The sequence below is a fragment of the Bradyrhizobium stylosanthis genome, assembly GCF_001641335.1.
GTDB lineage: Bacteria > Pseudomonadota > Alphaproteobacteria > Rhizobiales > Xanthobacteraceae > Bradyrhizobium > Bradyrhizobium stylosanthis.
In genome coordinates, this window is the sequence record NZ_LVEM01000003.1 from 1,101,275 (window position 1) to 1,115,394 (window position 14,120).

Annotated in this window: 19 protein-coding genes; 2 read left to right on the forward strand and 17 right to left on the reverse strand. The window is 64.4% G+C overall.

Features of this window, described 5'->3' with window-relative positions; translation table 11 throughout:
• Positions 1-122 precede the first annotated feature (122 nt).
• The 17 genes from A7X65_RS24905 to motA all read right to left on the reverse strand — a co-directional run bounded on the left by A7X65_RS24905 (position 123) and on the right by motA (position 12,444).
• A complete protein-coding gene (locus A7X65_RS24905; RefSeq protein WP_063690021.1) occupies positions 123-1,061 on the reverse strand; it encodes a flagellin N-terminal helical domain-containing protein in 939 nt (312 codons plus the stop codon).
• A 262-nt stretch (positions 1,062-1,323) separates the two neighbouring features.
• A complete protein-coding gene (gene fliP / locus A7X65_RS24910; protein ID WP_063690024.1) occupies positions 1,324-2,064 on the reverse strand; it encodes a flagellar type III secretion system pore protein FliP in 741 nt (246 codons plus the stop codon).
• A complete protein-coding gene (locus A7X65_RS24915) occupies positions 2,061-2,504 on the reverse strand; it encodes a flagellar basal body-associated FliL family protein (protein WP_063690027.1) in 444 nt (147 codons plus the stop codon). The genes fliP and A7X65_RS24915 overlap by 4 nt, the downstream gene beginning before the upstream one ends.
• 42 nt (positions 2,505-2,546) lie before the next feature.
• Complete coding sequence (gene flgH / locus A7X65_RS24920; RefSeq protein ID WP_063690029.1) at positions 2,547-3,242, reverse strand: flagellar basal body L-ring protein FlgH; 696 nt, start codon at positions 3,240-3,242, stop codon at positions 2,547-2,549.
• On the reverse strand, positions 3,243-4,004 hold the full coding sequence (locus A7X65_RS24925; RefSeq protein WP_063690031.1) for a MotE family protein: 762 nt from the start codon (positions 4,002-4,004) through the stop codon (positions 3,243-3,245).
• A 67-nt stretch (positions 4,005-4,071) separates the two neighbouring features.
• Entirely contained in the window at positions 4,072-5,202 is a 1,131-nt protein-coding gene (gene flgI, locus A7X65_RS24930; protein WP_063690034.1) for a flagellar basal body P-ring protein FlgI, read from the reverse strand.
• Positions 5,199-5,675, reverse strand: a complete 477-nt coding sequence (gene flgA / locus A7X65_RS24935; protein WP_082885033.1) for a flagellar basal body P-ring formation chaperone FlgA — start codon at positions 5,673-5,675, stop codon at positions 5,199-5,201. The genes flgI and flgA overlap by 4 nt, the downstream gene beginning before the upstream one ends.
• 13 nt (positions 5,676-5,688) lie before the next feature.
• Positions 5,689-6,477 (reverse strand): flagellar basal-body rod protein FlgG, encoded by a 789-nt coding sequence (flgG, locus tag A7X65_RS24940; RefSeq protein WP_063690036.1) that lies wholly within the window; start codon positions 6,475-6,477, stop codon positions 5,689-5,691.
• 18 nt (positions 6,478-6,495) lie between these two features.
• Positions 6,496-6,825: a flagellar hook-basal body complex protein FliE gene (gene fliE, locus A7X65_RS24945; RefSeq protein ID WP_063690039.1), complete on the reverse strand. Its 330-nt coding sequence runs from the start codon at positions 6,823-6,825 to the stop codon at positions 6,496-6,498.
• 2 nt (positions 6,826-6,827) lie between these two features.
• Entirely contained in the window at positions 6,828-7,244 is a 417-nt protein-coding gene (flgC, locus tag A7X65_RS24950) for a flagellar basal body rod protein FlgC (protein ID WP_063690042.1), read from the reverse strand.
• A gap of 11 nt (positions 7,245-7,255) precedes the next feature.
• The gene (gene flgB / locus A7X65_RS24955) at positions 7,256-7,636 is read right to left on the reverse strand and encodes a flagellar basal body rod protein FlgB (protein WP_063690045.1); all 381 of its coding nucleotides are present in this window, start codon (positions 7,634-7,636) and stop codon (positions 7,256-7,258) included.
• 84 nt (positions 7,637-7,720) lie between these two features.
• Positions 7,721-8,806, reverse strand: coding sequence for a flagellar biosynthesis protein FlhB (gene flhB / locus A7X65_RS24960; protein WP_063690048.1), 1,086 nt, complete (start codon positions 8,804-8,806; stop codon positions 7,721-7,723).
• A gap of 13 nt (positions 8,807-8,819) precedes the next feature.
• Complete coding sequence (locus A7X65_RS24965; RefSeq protein ID WP_063690051.1) at positions 8,820-9,863, reverse strand: flagellar motor switch protein FliG; 1,044 nt, start codon at positions 9,861-9,863, stop codon at positions 8,820-8,822.
• A 2-nt stretch (positions 9,864-9,865) separates the two neighbouring features.
• Positions 9,866-10,240 (reverse strand): flagellar motor switch protein FliN, encoded by a 375-nt coding sequence (gene fliN / locus A7X65_RS24970; RefSeq protein ID WP_063690054.1) that lies wholly within the window; start codon positions 10,238-10,240, stop codon positions 9,866-9,868.
• A gap of 77 nt (positions 10,241-10,317) precedes the next feature.
• On the reverse strand, positions 10,318-10,629 hold the full coding sequence (locus tag A7X65_RS24975; RefSeq protein ID WP_063690056.1) for a hypothetical protein: 312 nt from the start codon (positions 10,627-10,629) through the stop codon (positions 10,318-10,320).
• Positions 10,610-11,551 carry a flagellar motor switch protein FliM gene (locus A7X65_RS24980; protein WP_063690059.1) on the reverse strand — a complete coding sequence of 314 codons (942 nt, stop codon included), beginning with the start codon at positions 11,549-11,551 and terminating at the stop codon, positions 10,610-10,612. Before A7X65_RS24980 ends, A7X65_RS24975 begins: the two co-directional genes overlap by 20 nt.
• A complete protein-coding gene (gene motA, locus A7X65_RS24985) occupies positions 11,548-12,444 on the reverse strand; it encodes a flagellar motor stator protein MotA (protein WP_063690062.1) in 897 nt (298 codons plus the stop codon). Before motA ends, A7X65_RS24980 begins: the two co-directional genes overlap by 4 nt.
• Before the next feature lie 143 nt (positions 12,445-12,587).
• Between motA and A7X65_RS24990 the strand changes: the two genes are divergently transcribed.
• Positions 12,588-13,376 (forward strand): DUF1217 domain-containing protein, encoded by a 789-nt coding sequence (locus A7X65_RS24990; RefSeq protein WP_063690065.1) that lies wholly within the window; start codon positions 12,588-12,590, stop codon positions 13,374-13,376.
• Between the two features lie 3 nt (positions 13,377-13,379).
• Positions 13,380-14,108, forward strand: coding sequence for a flagellar basal-body rod protein FlgF (gene flgF / locus A7X65_RS24995; RefSeq protein WP_063690068.1), 729 nt, complete (start codon positions 13,380-13,382; stop codon positions 14,106-14,108).
• The last annotated feature ends 12 nt before the right edge of the window (positions 14,109-14,120 follow it).

Here is a 14,120-nt window from a genome sequence, read left to right on the forward strand (position 1 = left end):
CGAGGCTTGTGGCTCTGTGTCCCGACCGCAACACCGAGCCGGGATCTTGGCGTGGGTTCACGCCGAACAAAAAAAGGGCCGCGCTTCGCGAGAAGCGCGGCCCTCCCCAGATGACCTGAGATTTAGCGGAACAGCGACAGGATGCTCTGGCTGCTGTTGTTGGCGATCGAGAGCGCCTGCACGCCGAGCTGCTGCTGGACCTGGAGGGCCGCCAGGCGGGTGGACTCCTGGTTCATGTCAGCGTCGACGAGCTGGCCGACACCGCGATCCACGGAGTCCATCAGCGACTTGACGAATTCCGTGTTGGTCGAGATACGGTTCTTGACGGCACCAAGGTTGGCGGCGGCCGAGGCGACCGAGCCGATCGCGGCGGTGACCTGCGCGATGTAGCCGTCGAGCTTGGTCTGGTCAGCGGCCGAGTCGGTCAGCGAGCCGATGGCGATCGTGTCGATCGACGCGCCGGTCGAACCGCCGGACACCGTGTCCAGGATGCCGGTCTTGGTGGCGCCGCCGGTGGTGTAGAGCGCGTAGGTGGCGGTCGTCACGGTGATCGAGCCGATGGTGGGCGTGCTGCCGACACGCGAGTACGACGACACGAGGCTGAAGCTCGTCGGCGTCGCGGTGGAGCCGGACGAGGTGTCGATGCTCAGCCAGTTGATGCCGTTGATCGTCGCCGAGCTGGCGGTCGACTTGAGCTGCGCCTGGATCTGGGTGACGTCGGCCTGGATCTTGGAGCGGTCGATACCGGCGGTCTTGGCTTCGACCAGCAGCGCCTGCAGCTTGGTCAGACCGGAGTCCTTGTCGCCGATGACCGTGTTCAGAGCGGTGTATTCGGTGTCGACGGTTGCGGCCGACAGACCGAGCGAGTCGGAGACCGCGGAGAGCGCGGCGTTGTCGGAGCGCATCGAGGTTGCGATCGACCAGTAGGCAGCGTTGTCCGAAGCGGTCGAGACGCGCTGGCCGGTGGAGATGCGGGTCTGCGTGGTGGCGAGTTGCGAGCTGACAGACCGCAGGGTCTGGAGCGCGGTCATTGCGGTCGAGTTCGTAAGCAGGCTTGACATTGCGAATGTCCCTTTATGTACGCGTTACATTTCACGAGGGGACATACCGGGCTTTCACCGGTACGGAGGGGCGGCATCATGCCTTTGGACTGATGTGGGTGGGGTCCAACCCGCCGTGACGCATTGCTAGCACGCCGAATCTTGCGCGCAGATTAAGATCGGCTTGAATTCTTCAACAAAATCATATGGTTAACATTACCCAACGCTAACCATAAGCCGGTACTTCGCGCTAACCATAACCCGCCCGCCGGCGGCGGGGTCGCTACGAGAACGACCGCACGAGGCCCGAGGCCAGCAGATTCCAGCCGTCGATCAGCACGAAGAACAGCATCTTGAACGGCAGCGCGAGGATCGTCGGGGGCATCATCATCATGCCCATCGACATCGTCAGCGTCGCGACGATCATGTCGATCACGAGGAACGGCAGCATGATGAGGAAGCCGATCTCGAACGAGCGCCTGAGCTCGGAGATCATGAAGGCCGGAATGATCACGCGCAGATCGATACGCTTGTCGTCGAACTTCTTGCGGAAGCTTTCGGCGGCGAGCGACTCGAAGGTCTGCAGATCCTTGTCGCGGACATGGGCCAGCATGAACTCGCGGAACGGATCGGTGATCTTCAGATAGGCTTCTTCCTCCGAGATCTCGTTCTTCATGAGCGGCTGGACGCCGGTCTCCCAGGCACGGTCGAAGGTCGGCGCCATCACGTAGAAGGTCATGAACAGCGCAAGGCTGACCAGCACCAGATTGGCCGGCGTGGTCTGAAGGCCGAGACCGGAGCGTAGGAACGACAGCGCCACCGCAAACCGCGTGAAGCTCGTCACCATGATGAGCAGTCCCGGCGCCACCGACAGCACCGTGATCAGCGCCATCAGCTGGATGATGCGGCCACTGGTCGAGCCGTTGCCGGGCGGCAGCAGCGAGTTGAGGTCCGGAATCTGGGCCAGCGCCACCTCGGGCAGCACGACCAGAACCAACGCGAGCAGCAGGACTTTCACTCTCACTGAATCACCAACGTCTCGATGATCAATTCGCGCACCTTGCCGGACGAGCGGATATTGGCGCGCTCGGTCAGGTCGTCGCGCAGATGCTGGAGCCCGCGCGATCCCTCGAACTGGGCAACCGATGACGAACGCAAATAAGTGATGATGTCCTCGCTGATATGGGCGGCCAGGATGCCGGCGTCCTCGTCGCTCATGCTTTCGGTCACCATCGAGGCTTCGACGCGGGCCCAGTTGTTGGCCGGCGCGGCGAGATTGGTCACGATCGGGGATAGCTTCCTAAGCCGCGCACTGCCGGTGTAGCTCGTCGCGATCGGTGGCGGCGTGGCATTCTTCTTCGCATCGGCCACACGCTCGGCGGCCGCAAACAGATGCATGCCGGCAAGCGCGCCCGCACCGATCGCGACAAGGGTCAGCACCAGGATGGCCGCAATCAGGCGCATCACGTCCCCTGCCCTCGCGACCCGGTCATGCCGGCACGAACCTCAGAACGGTGCCACGGCGTCATAGATCCGATGTCCCCATCCAGGCTGCTGCACGTCCGACAGATTTCCGCGACCACCATAGGACACGCGCGCCTCGGCGATCTTGTCGTAGGAGATCGTGTTGGCCCGCGAGATGTCGCGCGGACGCACGATGCCGCCGACATTGAGCACGCGCATCTCGGTGTTGACCCGGAACTCCTGCGATCCGCTGATCATCATATTGCCGTTCGGCAACACGTCGGTGACGATGGCGGCGATCGACAGCTTGATGTCCTCGGTGCGATCGATCTGGCCGTTGCCCTTGATCTGGGTGTTGGTGCTGAGGTTGGCGCTGGTGGAACCCTTGTCGCTCCATCCGGCGACGTCCATCAGCCAGTCCAGCCCGAACTTGATCTGCGAATCGCGCGAACGGTCGGTCTTGTTGTCGAGCTTGGCCTTGTCCTGCATCGAGATGATCACCGTCACGACGTCGCCGGTGCGGCGGGCGCGCGGATCGCGGTAGAGATCGGTGCCGTCGTCCCAGGTCGAGCGATAGCTGACGGGCGTGCGCATGCGCGGCGTCACCGGGATCGGATCGGCCTGCGTCCTCAGGCCGCTGCCGACCGGCGACAGCCGCGGACCGGTCAGGACCTCGGCGGGATCGCCGACGCATCCGGCAAGCATCAGGAGCGAGAGGATGAGGATCAGATACTTCATCTATTTGGTCTTTCCGTCGTCCACGCGACGCATTCCGCCGAGCAGATCGGCAAGATGCGCGGCGCGCGCCGTATCCATCTCGTTGAAGATCGCGCTCGAGCTCCTCGGGCTGAGTTTGGCGAGCACGGCGGCGGCGGTCTCGTCGGCCATGCCGGCGATCTGCGTCGCCGCGGCGTCCGGCTTCATGCGTGAATAGATCTCGACGACCTGCGCCTCGGCCTTCTTCAGGAAGTCGTCGCGCAGCGCCATCCATTTCTCGTATTCGGCGCGCTTGGCCTCGACCTCGGCGATCCGCTCGCGAAGCAGGCTCTCGGCCTTCTCCAGCTCCTTGAGTTGCCAGGCGAGCCTCGCATCGACCGCGGGATCGGCCACGTTGCTGCAGAACAGGGGGATTTCGTTGTCCGCGGACACGGCACCCTGCGGCGCTGCGGGCTTGGGCAGCGCCGTGACGCTGGCGGGCTTGGCCGGCCGCACAGGCGCGGCGGCTTGTGGCGGTGCGGGCTTTTCGGGCGCCGGCACAGCGCCCGTGGTCGCGGGCCCCGAGTCTTCGGCTGCCCACGCCGTTGCGCGGGTCGCCGCATTGTCGCTTGGGTACGACGTAACCGGCTTCTGCGAGCCAGGCGCGCGGGCGCGCGCGAAGGACAGCAGGTTGAGCGGCTTCGTCGGCTTGGCTTCATCCAGCGCCAGCACGGGCGAAACGCCCGCGAGCGCCGCGGCCGCGACCAGCAGGAGGAGTTTGGCTTTGTGATCCAGCTTCAACATCGGGCCGCGTGCGATTCTCGGTCGAGACCTCAGCATTGGGCGACCAAGCTTGCACGACGCTTATGCATCATTGCACGATGACGTCAGCCTGGAGCGCGCCGGCCGTCTTGATCGCCTGGAGGATGGCGATGATGCCCGACGGCTTGAGACCGATCTGGTTCAGCCCGCGCACCAGGCGCTGGAGATCGACGCCGCTCAGGATGGCCACCTGCGATCCGGCCTCGTTGGCCTCGACCACGGTCTGGGGAACGACCACCGTCTGGCCCCGGGAGAACGGCGCCGGCTGCGATACGACGGGGAGTTCCGTGACCCGGACTGTCAGATTGCCGTGCGTCACCGCAACCGTCGATATCCGCACATCGCGTCCGATCACCACCGTGCCGGTGCGCTCGTTGATCACCACCCGCGCCGGGGTATCGGGCTCGACTGTCAGTTCGCCGACTTCCGCGAGGAAGCGGACCGGCCCGACATTGCGCGGCTTCGACAGCACGATGGTGCGGTAGTCGCGCTCGAAGGCGATCTGCGAGCGGTAGCGGCCGCCGGCGTAGCGATTGATGGCATCGAGGATGCGCGTCGCGGTGACGAAATCGGGATTCTTGAGCTCCAGCACCAGGAACTCCATCTCGTGGAGGCTTCCCTGCACTTCGCGCTCGACCAGCGCTCCGTTCGGGATGCGTCCGGCAGTCGGCGTGCCCTGGCTCACGTTCTGGGCCTGGCCGCCCACGCTGTAGCCGGCGACCGTCACCGCGCCCTGCGCTACCGCATAGACCGCACCGTCCGCCGCGCGCAGCGATGTCATCACCAGCGTGCCGCCGAGCAGCGAGGTCGCATCGCCCATCGACGAGACCGTCACGTCCATCCGTTCGCCGGGGCCGATCGAAGGCGGCAGGTCCGCGGTCACCATCACGGCCGCGACGTTGCGCGTGCGCAGCGTGGTCGGACGGGCGGGATTGGTGGTGCTGGTGGTCTCGTTCCTGACGTTGATGCCCATGTTCTCGAGCATCGATTGCAGGGACTGCTCGGTGAACGGCGCATTGCGCAGCGTGTCGCCGGTGCCGTTGAGGCCGATGACGAGACCATAGCCGACGATCTGGTTTTCGCGCAGCCCCTTGATGTCCGCGATGTCCTTGATGCGGACGGCGGCTTGGGCGCTGGCGGCACAGAAGAGCAGGACGAGTGCGAGCAGAACTCTGGTCATGATCCGTCCACGACCTTGACGGTGCCGTCCGGCTGGACAACGCCCCTGATGATCACGCCGGTGTCGGTGTTGCGCACCGGGATCAGCGCGCCGGCCGCGCCCGACTGCATTGCCGAGCCGTAGGTGACAATCGACAGGCCGCTGTCTTCGACCACGACCTTGACCATGGCGCCGCGCGCGACGGTCCAGGGATCTTCCACCGCGTTGCTCGGGATCGGCTGCCCCGGCAGCAGCGCGCGCCGGGCCATGCGACCGACCAGGACCTGGCGTCCTTCGACGAACATCGCGACGCCGAGGACGTTCGGCGCGAAGGCGCGCTCGGTGATCATGTCGTCGCGGATCAGCTCGCCGGCACGGATCGAGACCGCCGGCACCGGTAGCCGCTTCTCCTCGGCGCCGGCGAGGCGCGCCGAGGCGAGAACCAGCAGCACGGTGGCCAACCCGCGCACGATCAGGCCAACCCTGTTCAACATGGACACACCGGAACTAGCGAAGGCCCTTCGATACGGTCGAGGCCATTTCATCCGAGGCCTGGATGACCTTGGCGTTCATTTCATAGGCGCGCTGCGCCGAGATCAACTCGGTGATTTCCTTGACGGGATCGACGTTCGAGGCTTCGAGATATTGCTGGTTGATCTTGCCGTAGCCGGCATCGCCCGGCAGGCCGACGACCGGCGTGCCGGAAGCCGTGGTCTCGCGATAGAGATTGCTGCCCAGCGGCTCGAGGCCGGCCTCGTTGGCGAAGTTGGCGAGGTTGAGCTGGCCGATCTGCCGCGGATTGATTTCGGTGTCCAGCTTGGCAAACACCTGTCCGGTCTGGTTGACCGTGACCTGGACCGTTCCCTGCGGAATGGTGATCGCGGGATCGAGCAGATAGCCGTCGGTGGTGACGAGCTGGCCGTTGGCATTGGTGTTGAACGAGCCTGCGCGGGTGTACTGCACCTCGTTGTTCGGCCCCAGCACCTGGAACCAGCCGCGGCCGTTGATCGCGAGGTCGTAGGGGTTGCCGGTCTGGGTGAGCGCGCCCTGGATGTGCAGCTTGCGGATCGCCGCCGACTTGACGCCGAGGCCGAGGTTGGCGCCTTCCGGGATCGGCGACGAACCGTTGACGTTGGCGACGCCCTGCATGCGGTCCATCTGGTAGAACAGATCGGTGAACTCGGCGCGCGCCCGCTTGTACGACGTCGAGTTGATGTTGGCGATGTTGTTCGCGATGACTTCGATATTGGTCTGCTGGGCGTTCATGCCCGTGGCCGCAATGGCGAGCGATTTCACTTAACCCACTCCCTCAGATCAAATCGACATCCGGACGACTTCTTGGTAGGCCTGCACGACCTTGTCGCGAACCGCGACAGCCGTCTGCAAGGCCTGCTCGGCCGACATCAGCGCTTCCACGACCCGCCGGGTCGATTCCTTGCCCTGTATCGCCGAGATCGACGCCGCTTCGCCCGCCTTAAGCGTGCCGATCGCGTCCGTCGTCACCTGCTTCATCACCGACTCGAAGCCGACATCGTCGCCGGCCTTGACCAGAGCCGTCGCGGCGGGCGAGATGGCCTGCGTCTCGGTGGCGCGGGACGCCGCCTGGCCTGCGGAAATCGCGGTGGACGAGATTGCTTCAAGCATTGTCAGCCCCTCAGAAGGTCGATGGACATGCCAAGCATCGACCTCACCTGTTTCACGACCTGGAGATTGGCCTCATAGGAACGGTTGACTTCCCGCATGTCGGCCATTTCGATCATCATGTTGACGTTCGGCAGCTTGACATAGCCGGCCTTGTCGGCGGCAGGATGCCCCGGGTCGTATTCGACGCGGTAGGGCGTGGTGTCGACGCCGATTTCCTTGACCTTCGCGAGCTGCGCGCCCGAGGCACGGTCCATCGCAGCGTCGAACGTGATGGTCTTGCGCTGATACGGATCGGCGCCGGCGGTGCGGCCCGTCGAGGTCGCGTTGGCGAGGTTTTCCGAGACGATGCGCATGCGCGTCGACTGCGCCTCGAGCCCGGAGCTCGCAACCGTCAGAGAGGCGCTCAGTGCGTCCAGCATGTCAGTTCACCTCAGGTTTTAACGCTCGACATGAGCATGCGGTGGAACGAGCGCACGACCGCGGAATTCATCGAGTAGTCGCGGCTGACGTCGTTGCCCTTGATCATCTCCTGCTCAAGGCTGACGGAGTTGCCGGAGTGAACCACTTCCCAGCTGTCTTTCTTGGCGGTCGCGCGCGTGTCGGTTTCGGCGCCGGACAGCTGCAGGTGCGACGGCGATGTCGTCGCAAGCCGGACCGGCATCGTGTCGAGCACCTTGTTGAACGGCTCGACGTCGCGTGCCTTGAAGCCCGGAGTATTGGCGTTGGCGACGTTGGTCGCGATCGTCGACTGGCGAAGCTCGAGATGACGCGCCTGCGACGATGCGAGTTCGAAGAGATAAAGCGGTCCCACGACAGCCCCATTATGATCTGTTGGGGGTAGCCTAGGGCGTTAAGCTTTCGTCAAGCTGTTGGGCAAAGCGCCATCCCAGGAAATCTACTGAACCTTCTCGGTCCGCGGTGCCTGCTTGGACTGCAGGAAGTAGATGATCTCGGCGACCGGACGGAAAAATTCCGCCGGAATGACCTGATCGACCTGGACCGCCTCGTAAAGCGCCCGCGCCAGCGCCTTGTTCTCGATCACCGGAATCCTGTTCTGCTCGGCGACCTCGCGGATCTTCAGCGCGATCACGTCCATGCCCTTGGCCACCACGAGCGGCGCCGGGTTCTCCTCGCGCTTGTAGCGCAGCGCGATCGCGAAGTGCGTCGGATTCGCGATGACGAGCGTCGCGCGCGAGGCGGCGGCGATCATCCGCTGCCGCGAGCGATCGCGGGCCAGCGAGCGCAGGCGGGCCTTGACCATCGGATCGCCTTCGGCCTGCTTGTGCTCGTCCTTGATCTCCTGCTTGGTCATGCGCAGCTCGCGCCGCCAATGGAAGCGAGCCCAGGCGAGGTCGATCGCGACCAGGACGATGGTCGCAATGCAGATCGCCGAGACGATCCGCATCGCGATGTTGAGGATCATCTCCGGAAGCGCCACCGGATCGGTGTACATCGCCTCGAACGCCCTTGCTTCGGACGAGCGCAGCACCACGGCGACGACGGCGCTGACCGAGCCGAGCTTGAACAGCGACTTGCCGAACTCGACGAGGCCCTGCGTTCCGAACAGACGGTTCCAGCCGCTGATCGGGGAGATCCGCGACAGATCCGGCGCGATGCGCTGCAGGACCAGGCGCGGTGCATTCTGCAACAACGAGGCGGCGAGGCCGAACACCATCAGGATGACGACCAGCGGCACCAGGAATCGAAGCGCCTGCAGCCCCACTACGGTGAGCAGGTTCTGGGCGTCGGCCCCGGTGCCGAGGGGAAAGCCCTCGGGATCGTCGAGCAGACCCTGCAGGGTCGGCACCAATTGCTGCACGCCCTGGCCGATCAGGAATGCCTGGATCACCATCAGTGCGGCCATCGAGGCGAAGATAGACGCTTCCCGAGAGACGGGAATTTTGCCTTGCTCGACCGAATCGCGGACTTTTTTCTCGGTCGGCTCTTCTGTCTTGCTCTCCTGATCGGTTGTTTCTGCCATGCCCGTTCAGCGGTCAGCGGAAGACCAGCTCATCCTCCTGCTCGGGGTTGAGCTCGATTTCGCCCTTCTCCGCCAGCTCGAGCGCGAGATCGGTGATCACGCGCCGCGCCTCCAGCACGTCGCGCTGGTTCGACGGCTCGCCGATCGCGAGCTCGTGCTCGACGACGCGGCGGACGCGCGAGGCGACCGAGGACAGGATCAGCTCGCGGAAGTGCTTGTCTGTGCCCTTCAGCGCGACGACGATGCGATCGGTCGGCACCTGGTCGAAGATCATGGTGCGCGCCTTCGGCGTCAGGTTGATCACGTCGTCGAAGGTGAACAGCAGCTCCTTCAGCACTTCGGCCGACTTCGGCCGCTTCTCCGACAGGCTCTTCAGCATATCCTCGATGTGGCCGCGCTCCATCTTGTTGATGATGTCGGCGACGCGGGCATAGGTATCCGCGCCGAGGTTGCGGGCGAAGTTCAGCGTCAAGTCCTCGTGCAGCGTCTTCTCGAGGACCTTCATCGCATCGTCGGCAATCGGCTTGAGGCTGAGCACGCGCCGCATCAGCTCGTTGCGCAGGCTCGACGGCAGCTGGCTCATTACCTTTGCGGCGCAGGACGGCTTGACCTTGGACAGGATCAGGGCCGCAGTCTGCGGATGTTCCTTGGAGAGGTAGGTCGCCAGAGAGTTTTCCGACACCGACGAGACACGATCCCACACCGACCGGCTCGAATTGCCGAGCAGGTCCGTCATGATCGCCGAGACCTGATCGGCCGGAAGCACGTCGCCGAGCACCGCTTCGAGGCCGCCGAGCGTGCCGAGGATGTTGGCGCCCATCGAGAACTGCTGCGCGAATTCCTCGACGATTCCCTCGAGCTCTTGCGCCGTGATCGGCCGCAGCTCAGCCGCGGCCTTGGTAACGATGCGGATTTCCTGCGGCTCGAACTGCGAGAGCACGCTCGCGGCCGCCTGCCGGCCCATGGCCAGCAGGAGTGCCGCGACCTTTTCCGTTCCGCCCAGCGTGGCAACGCCGCGCTGTTTGATGGGAGCGACGCCGCCCTGTGCCGCGGCCATGGTTAGGTATCACCCTGCCCCAGCGGTCCAACGATCTCCGTGAGCGAGACACCGAAGCGGGAATTGTCCTCTTCGACCACGACCACCTCGCCGCGGGCGACGATGCGGCCATTGACGACGACGTCGACGGGCTCGCCGACCCTGTGATCGAGCGGGACCACGGCGCCACGGCCGAGCTTCATCAGGTTTGCCACCGGGATGGTCGCCGAGCCGAGCACCACCTGCATGGTGACGGGAATGCGCAGGATGGCGTCGATATTGGCGAACTTGCCGCTCTCTTCCGCCGTCCGCGCGGCGATCTCCGCCAGCCGCTCCAGCGGAGACGCATCGCTCTCTCCCGATGCCGGTTCCGACTCATATTCGAAGGATTGCGCCATTTGGTATCGCCTCTTGGTATTTCCACTCCCGGAACGCCGCGGGCGCCCCGATCGTCATTGTCCGGCCGGTTCGAGTCTCAGTGCTTGTTCACGTCCGCGCCGCCGGCGGTGGCGGATGCCAGCCCGCTCCTGGCATCGAGCGCCGCGATCGCGTCGTGAGCCTGGTCGATCTTGGCGCTGAGCACGTTGGCGAGCCGCCCGAGATTTGCCGTGGAGTCGTGTGCCGCATGGATCACGGTGTCGAAGGCACCCGCAGTCTCGTGCACGATGGTCGAGAACTCGCCCTGGTAGCTGCGCAGGCGCGCCAGCTCGCGGTGCATCCGGGTCACCCGCATGCTGGTGAAGGCGAGCGCAATGAGCAGCACGGCATCAACGAGATAGGATATCATCGACGAACTCCCGTTTCTGATCCACCGGATCGGACACCTGCATGGCGTAATAGCCATCAAGCTGACCGATCTGACACCAGAACAGCACCTGGTTGTTGCTTTCGAGACGGGCCAGCGTGCGCGGCGTGGCTTCGAGCTCGAGCACCTGCCCGACGTGGAATTTCACGACGTCGTCGAGCGATATCATCTTCTCGTCGAGCACCGCGCTCAGCGTCACCTCGGTGCGATGGACCTCGCTCTCCATCTGCTCGCGCCAGCGCGGATCGGTCGCCCGGCCGTCGCTGACGACGACATGGGCGAGCTTCTGGCGCAGCGGATTGAGCGCGGAGTGCGGAATGATGAGGAACATCTGACCGCCGCGGAACAGCGCCTGCAGCATGATGTTCGCGCAGATCGACATGTTACCGCTGCGTCCGATAGCCAGCGACGCCATGGCCGTCTCGACCCGCTCCACACGGAAGGTGACGTTGGAGGTCCCGGCAAAGGCGAGTTGCAGTGCCTTGGCGAAGCGTTCGAACAGGGCCTGGACCAGGCGGATCTCGATGTTCGAGAACGAGCGCTCGACGTCGAGCGGCGGTTCGGCGCCGTCCGAACCGAACATGGCCTCGACCATGGTGAACACGAAGTCGCGGTCGAGCATGATGATGACGCGGGAATCCCACTGCTCCGCGTAGAGCACGGCTGCGACCGCGTTGCCCTCGTAATCCTTGATGATGTCGCCGAGAGGATCGTTGGTGATGCCGTTGACCGAGAAGTAGCACGGCGTTCCGGCCATCGGCTGCAGGCTGTCCGTGCACGATGCCGCCATGCGATCGAAGATCACATTGAGCATCGGCATGCGTTCGATCGATATGCCGGCAGCGTCCAGCAGATAGTTCGGCAGCTGCTTCTTGTGATCGACGTCGACGTTTTCCATCATCATGCGCGCGCAGCCTTGGGTTCAGCGTCGCTCACGACCGCCTTGGGACCTGCGATCGTCTCGTTCTCGACGACGTCGATCGACGGCCGCTCGTTGCTCGAGATCATCTTGCGGCCGTGCTCGACCGCGATCTGCGGCATGGCGCCGTTCATGAAGGCGAGCAGCGTCTGCTTGACGATGATGTAGGGCCGGCACTTCTTCTCGCGCATCATCTTGATCTTGATCGCGAAGGGCGAAATGATGCCGTAGGACAGGAAAATGCCGGCGAAGGTGCCGACCAGCGCGGCGCCGATGAAGCCGCCGAGCAGCTTCGGCGACTGGTCGAGCGCGCCCATCGCCTTGATGACGCCGAGCACCGCGGCGACGATACCGAGCGCCGGCATCGCCTCGGACACCGTCACCAGGGCATGGTAAGGCGCAAGCTTGCTCTTCACGATGGTGTGGATCTCCTCGTCCATCAACGATTCGATCTCGTGCGTGCGCGCGTTGCCCATGATGATGAGGCGGACATAGTCGCAGATGAACTGGAGCAGCGAGGGGTCGCCGAGCACGCTGGGGAACGCCTTGAAGATCTCGGAGGACGAGGGGTCGTCGATATGCGCCTCAACCTCGTTGCGGCCCTTGCCCCTGAGCTCGCGCATCAGGGCATGCAGCGCCCCGAGCAGGTCGAGGTAATAGCGCTGTCCGGGCACCGCATTGGTGATGGCCTGCATGCAGGCGACACCGCTGTCCACGACCGTCTTCCACGGATTGGCCACGATGAAGGTGCCGACCGCGGTGCCGATGATGATCACGAATTCCCACGGCTGCATCAGCACGGCCAGATGCCCGCCCATGGCGGCAAATCCGCCGAGCAGCGCCGCCACCGTGATGAATATCCCCACGAAACTGCCCAACGCGCCGCTCCATCGCCGATCCCACCGGAAATATTTAGTCGGCGAGCCTTGCGCGAAGCTGGCTTCCCGCACCGTCAGCCCCGCGCAAGCAATACGCGGCAGCTTGAGCAAAAGTCGCAATAGCGGCCACAGGGGCGCGTGCCATGCTATCCACCATCGCGGACTACACCAGACTGACCACGGACCTTGGCAAGTCGATGACCCAGGTCGCGCAGGAGCCGGACGTCAGCCGCGAGACCGATTATTTTCTCAGCCACATCGGCAATGTGAAGACGATCGACGACTTCCTGAAGGACTACCGCCTCTACAGCTACGCGATGAAGGCCTACGGCCTCAGCGACATGACCTACGCCAAGGCGTTCATGCGCAAGGTGCTGACCGAGGGCGTCTCGGACAGCGCCGCCTTCGCCAACAAGCTCACCGACACCCGCTACCGGCAGTTCGCCACCGCCTTCAACTTCGCCGCCCTCGGCGACCAGGCGACCCAGACCACCGCAGCCACGACCGGCACGGCGACCCAGTACGTCACGCAGACGATGGAGGAGAAGGCCGGCGACCAGAACGAGGGCCTGCGGCTGGCGCTCTATTTCACCCGCAAGGCCTCCACGGTTGCCAACGCCTACCAGATCCTCGCCGACAAGGCGATGACGCAGGTGGTGCAGACCGCCATGGGCTGGCCGGCGACCATCAGCTCGTCCGACATCGACGTCCAGGCCAAGATGATCACGGACAAGATCGATCTCACCGATTTCCAGGACCCCACCAAGGTCACCAAATTCGTGCAGCGCTTCGCCGCGATGTGGGACGCGACCCAGGCCCAGAGCGACAATTCGACCAATCCGGCGCTGGTCCTGATCGCCGGCGCCGCGTCGTCGATCAGCCTGGACACCAACATGCTCACGACGCTTCAGAACATCAAGTTCAACAGGTAAGTCATGCAATCGGCTCTCTATGTCGGCCTGTCGGCGCAGGTCGCTCTCGAAAAGCGCCTCCAGACGATCGCCAACAACGTCGCCAACGTCAACACGGCCGCTTTCCGCACCGACGTCGTGAAGTTCGAGACCGTGCTCTCCAAGGCCGGCGCGAACCCGGTCGCGTTCTCCTCGCCCGGCGACAACATCATCTCGCGCGAGCAGGGCAACATCACCGAGAGCGGCAACCCGCTCGACGTCGCCGTGGTCGGTCAGGGCTGGCTCGCCTTCGCCGGCCCGAACGGCACGGTCTATACGCGTGACGGCCGGCTCCAGATCGCCGCCAATGGCGATCTTCAGACCGTGTCCGGCTTCCCCGTCGTCGATGCCGGCGGCGCGCAGATCACGCTGGACCCGAACGGCGGACCGGTCTCGATCTCGCGCAGCGGCGCGATCACCCAGGACAACAACGAGATCGGCACCATCGGCCTGTTCAACATTCCTGCCGATGCCAATCTCGAGCGCTACGGCAATTCCGGCGTCACGCCGGACCGGCCCGCGACCGCCATCGCCGACTTCTCCCGCGACGGCTTCAAGCAGGGCTATGTCGAGGGCTCCGGCGCCAATCCGATGATGGAATTGACCAAGCTGATGGCGGCCTCGCGCGCCTTCGACGGCACCAATTCGATGATCGAGGGCACCGAGAACTCGCTGCAGAACGCGATCCGGACTCTGGGCGAGCCGGGCAAATAGACTAACAAGTCA

Coding starts and splice junctions, on each gene's coding strand:
- A7X65_RS24925 (WP_063690031.1), bottom strand. CDS start 4,004: ATGTTGAAGCTGGATCACAAAGCCAAACTCCTCCTGCTGGTCGCGGCC.
- A7X65_RS24965 (WP_063690051.1), bottom strand. CDS start 9,863: ATGGCCGCGGCACAGGGCGGCGTCGCTCCCATCAAACAGCGCGGCGTT.
- A7X65_RS24975 (WP_063690056.1), bottom strand. CDS start 10,629: ATGATATCCTATCTCGTTGATGCCGTGCTGCTCATTGCGCTCGCCTTC.
- flgA (WP_082885033.1), bottom strand. CDS start 5,675: ATGTTGAACAGGGTTGGCCTGATCGTGCGCGGGTTGGCCACCGTGCTG.
- flgI (WP_063690034.1), bottom strand. CDS start 5,202: ATGACCAGAGTTCTGCTCGCACTCGTCCTGCTCTTCTGTGCCGCCAGC.
- A7X65_RS24990 (WP_063690065.1), top strand. CDS start 12,588: ATGCTATCCACCATCGCGGACTACACCAGACTGACCACGGACCTTGGC.
- flhB (WP_063690048.1), bottom strand. CDS start 8,806: ATGGCAGAAACAACCGATCAGGAGAGCAAGACAGAAGAGCCGACCGAG.
- A7X65_RS24915 (WP_063690027.1), bottom strand. CDS start 2,504: ATGCGCCTGATTGCGGCCATCCTGGTGCTGACCCTTGTCGCGATCGGT.
- flgF (WP_063690068.1), top strand. CDS start 13,380: ATGCAATCGGCTCTCTATGTCGGCCTGTCGGCGCAGGTCGCTCTCGAA.
- A7X65_RS24980 (WP_063690059.1), bottom strand. CDS start 11,551: ATGATGATGGAAAACGTCGACGTCGATCACAAGAAGCAGCTGCCGAAC.
- fliN (WP_063690054.1), bottom strand. CDS start 10,240: ATGGCGCAATCCTTCGAATATGAGTCGGAACCGGCATCGGGAGAGAGC.
- fliE (WP_063690039.1), bottom strand. CDS start 6,825: ATGCTTGAAGCAATCTCGTCCACCGCGATTTCCGCAGGCCAGGCGGCG.
- flgH (WP_063690029.1), bottom strand. CDS start 3,242: ATGAAGTATCTGATCCTCATCCTCTCGCTCCTGATGCTTGCCGGATGC.
- A7X65_RS24905 (WP_063690021.1), bottom strand. CDS start 1,061: ATGTCAAGCCTGCTTACGAACTCGACCGCAATGACCGCGCTCCAGACC.
- flgC (WP_063690042.1), bottom strand. CDS start 7,244: ATGCTGGACGCACTGAGCGCCTCTCTGACGGTTGCGAGCTCCGGGCTC.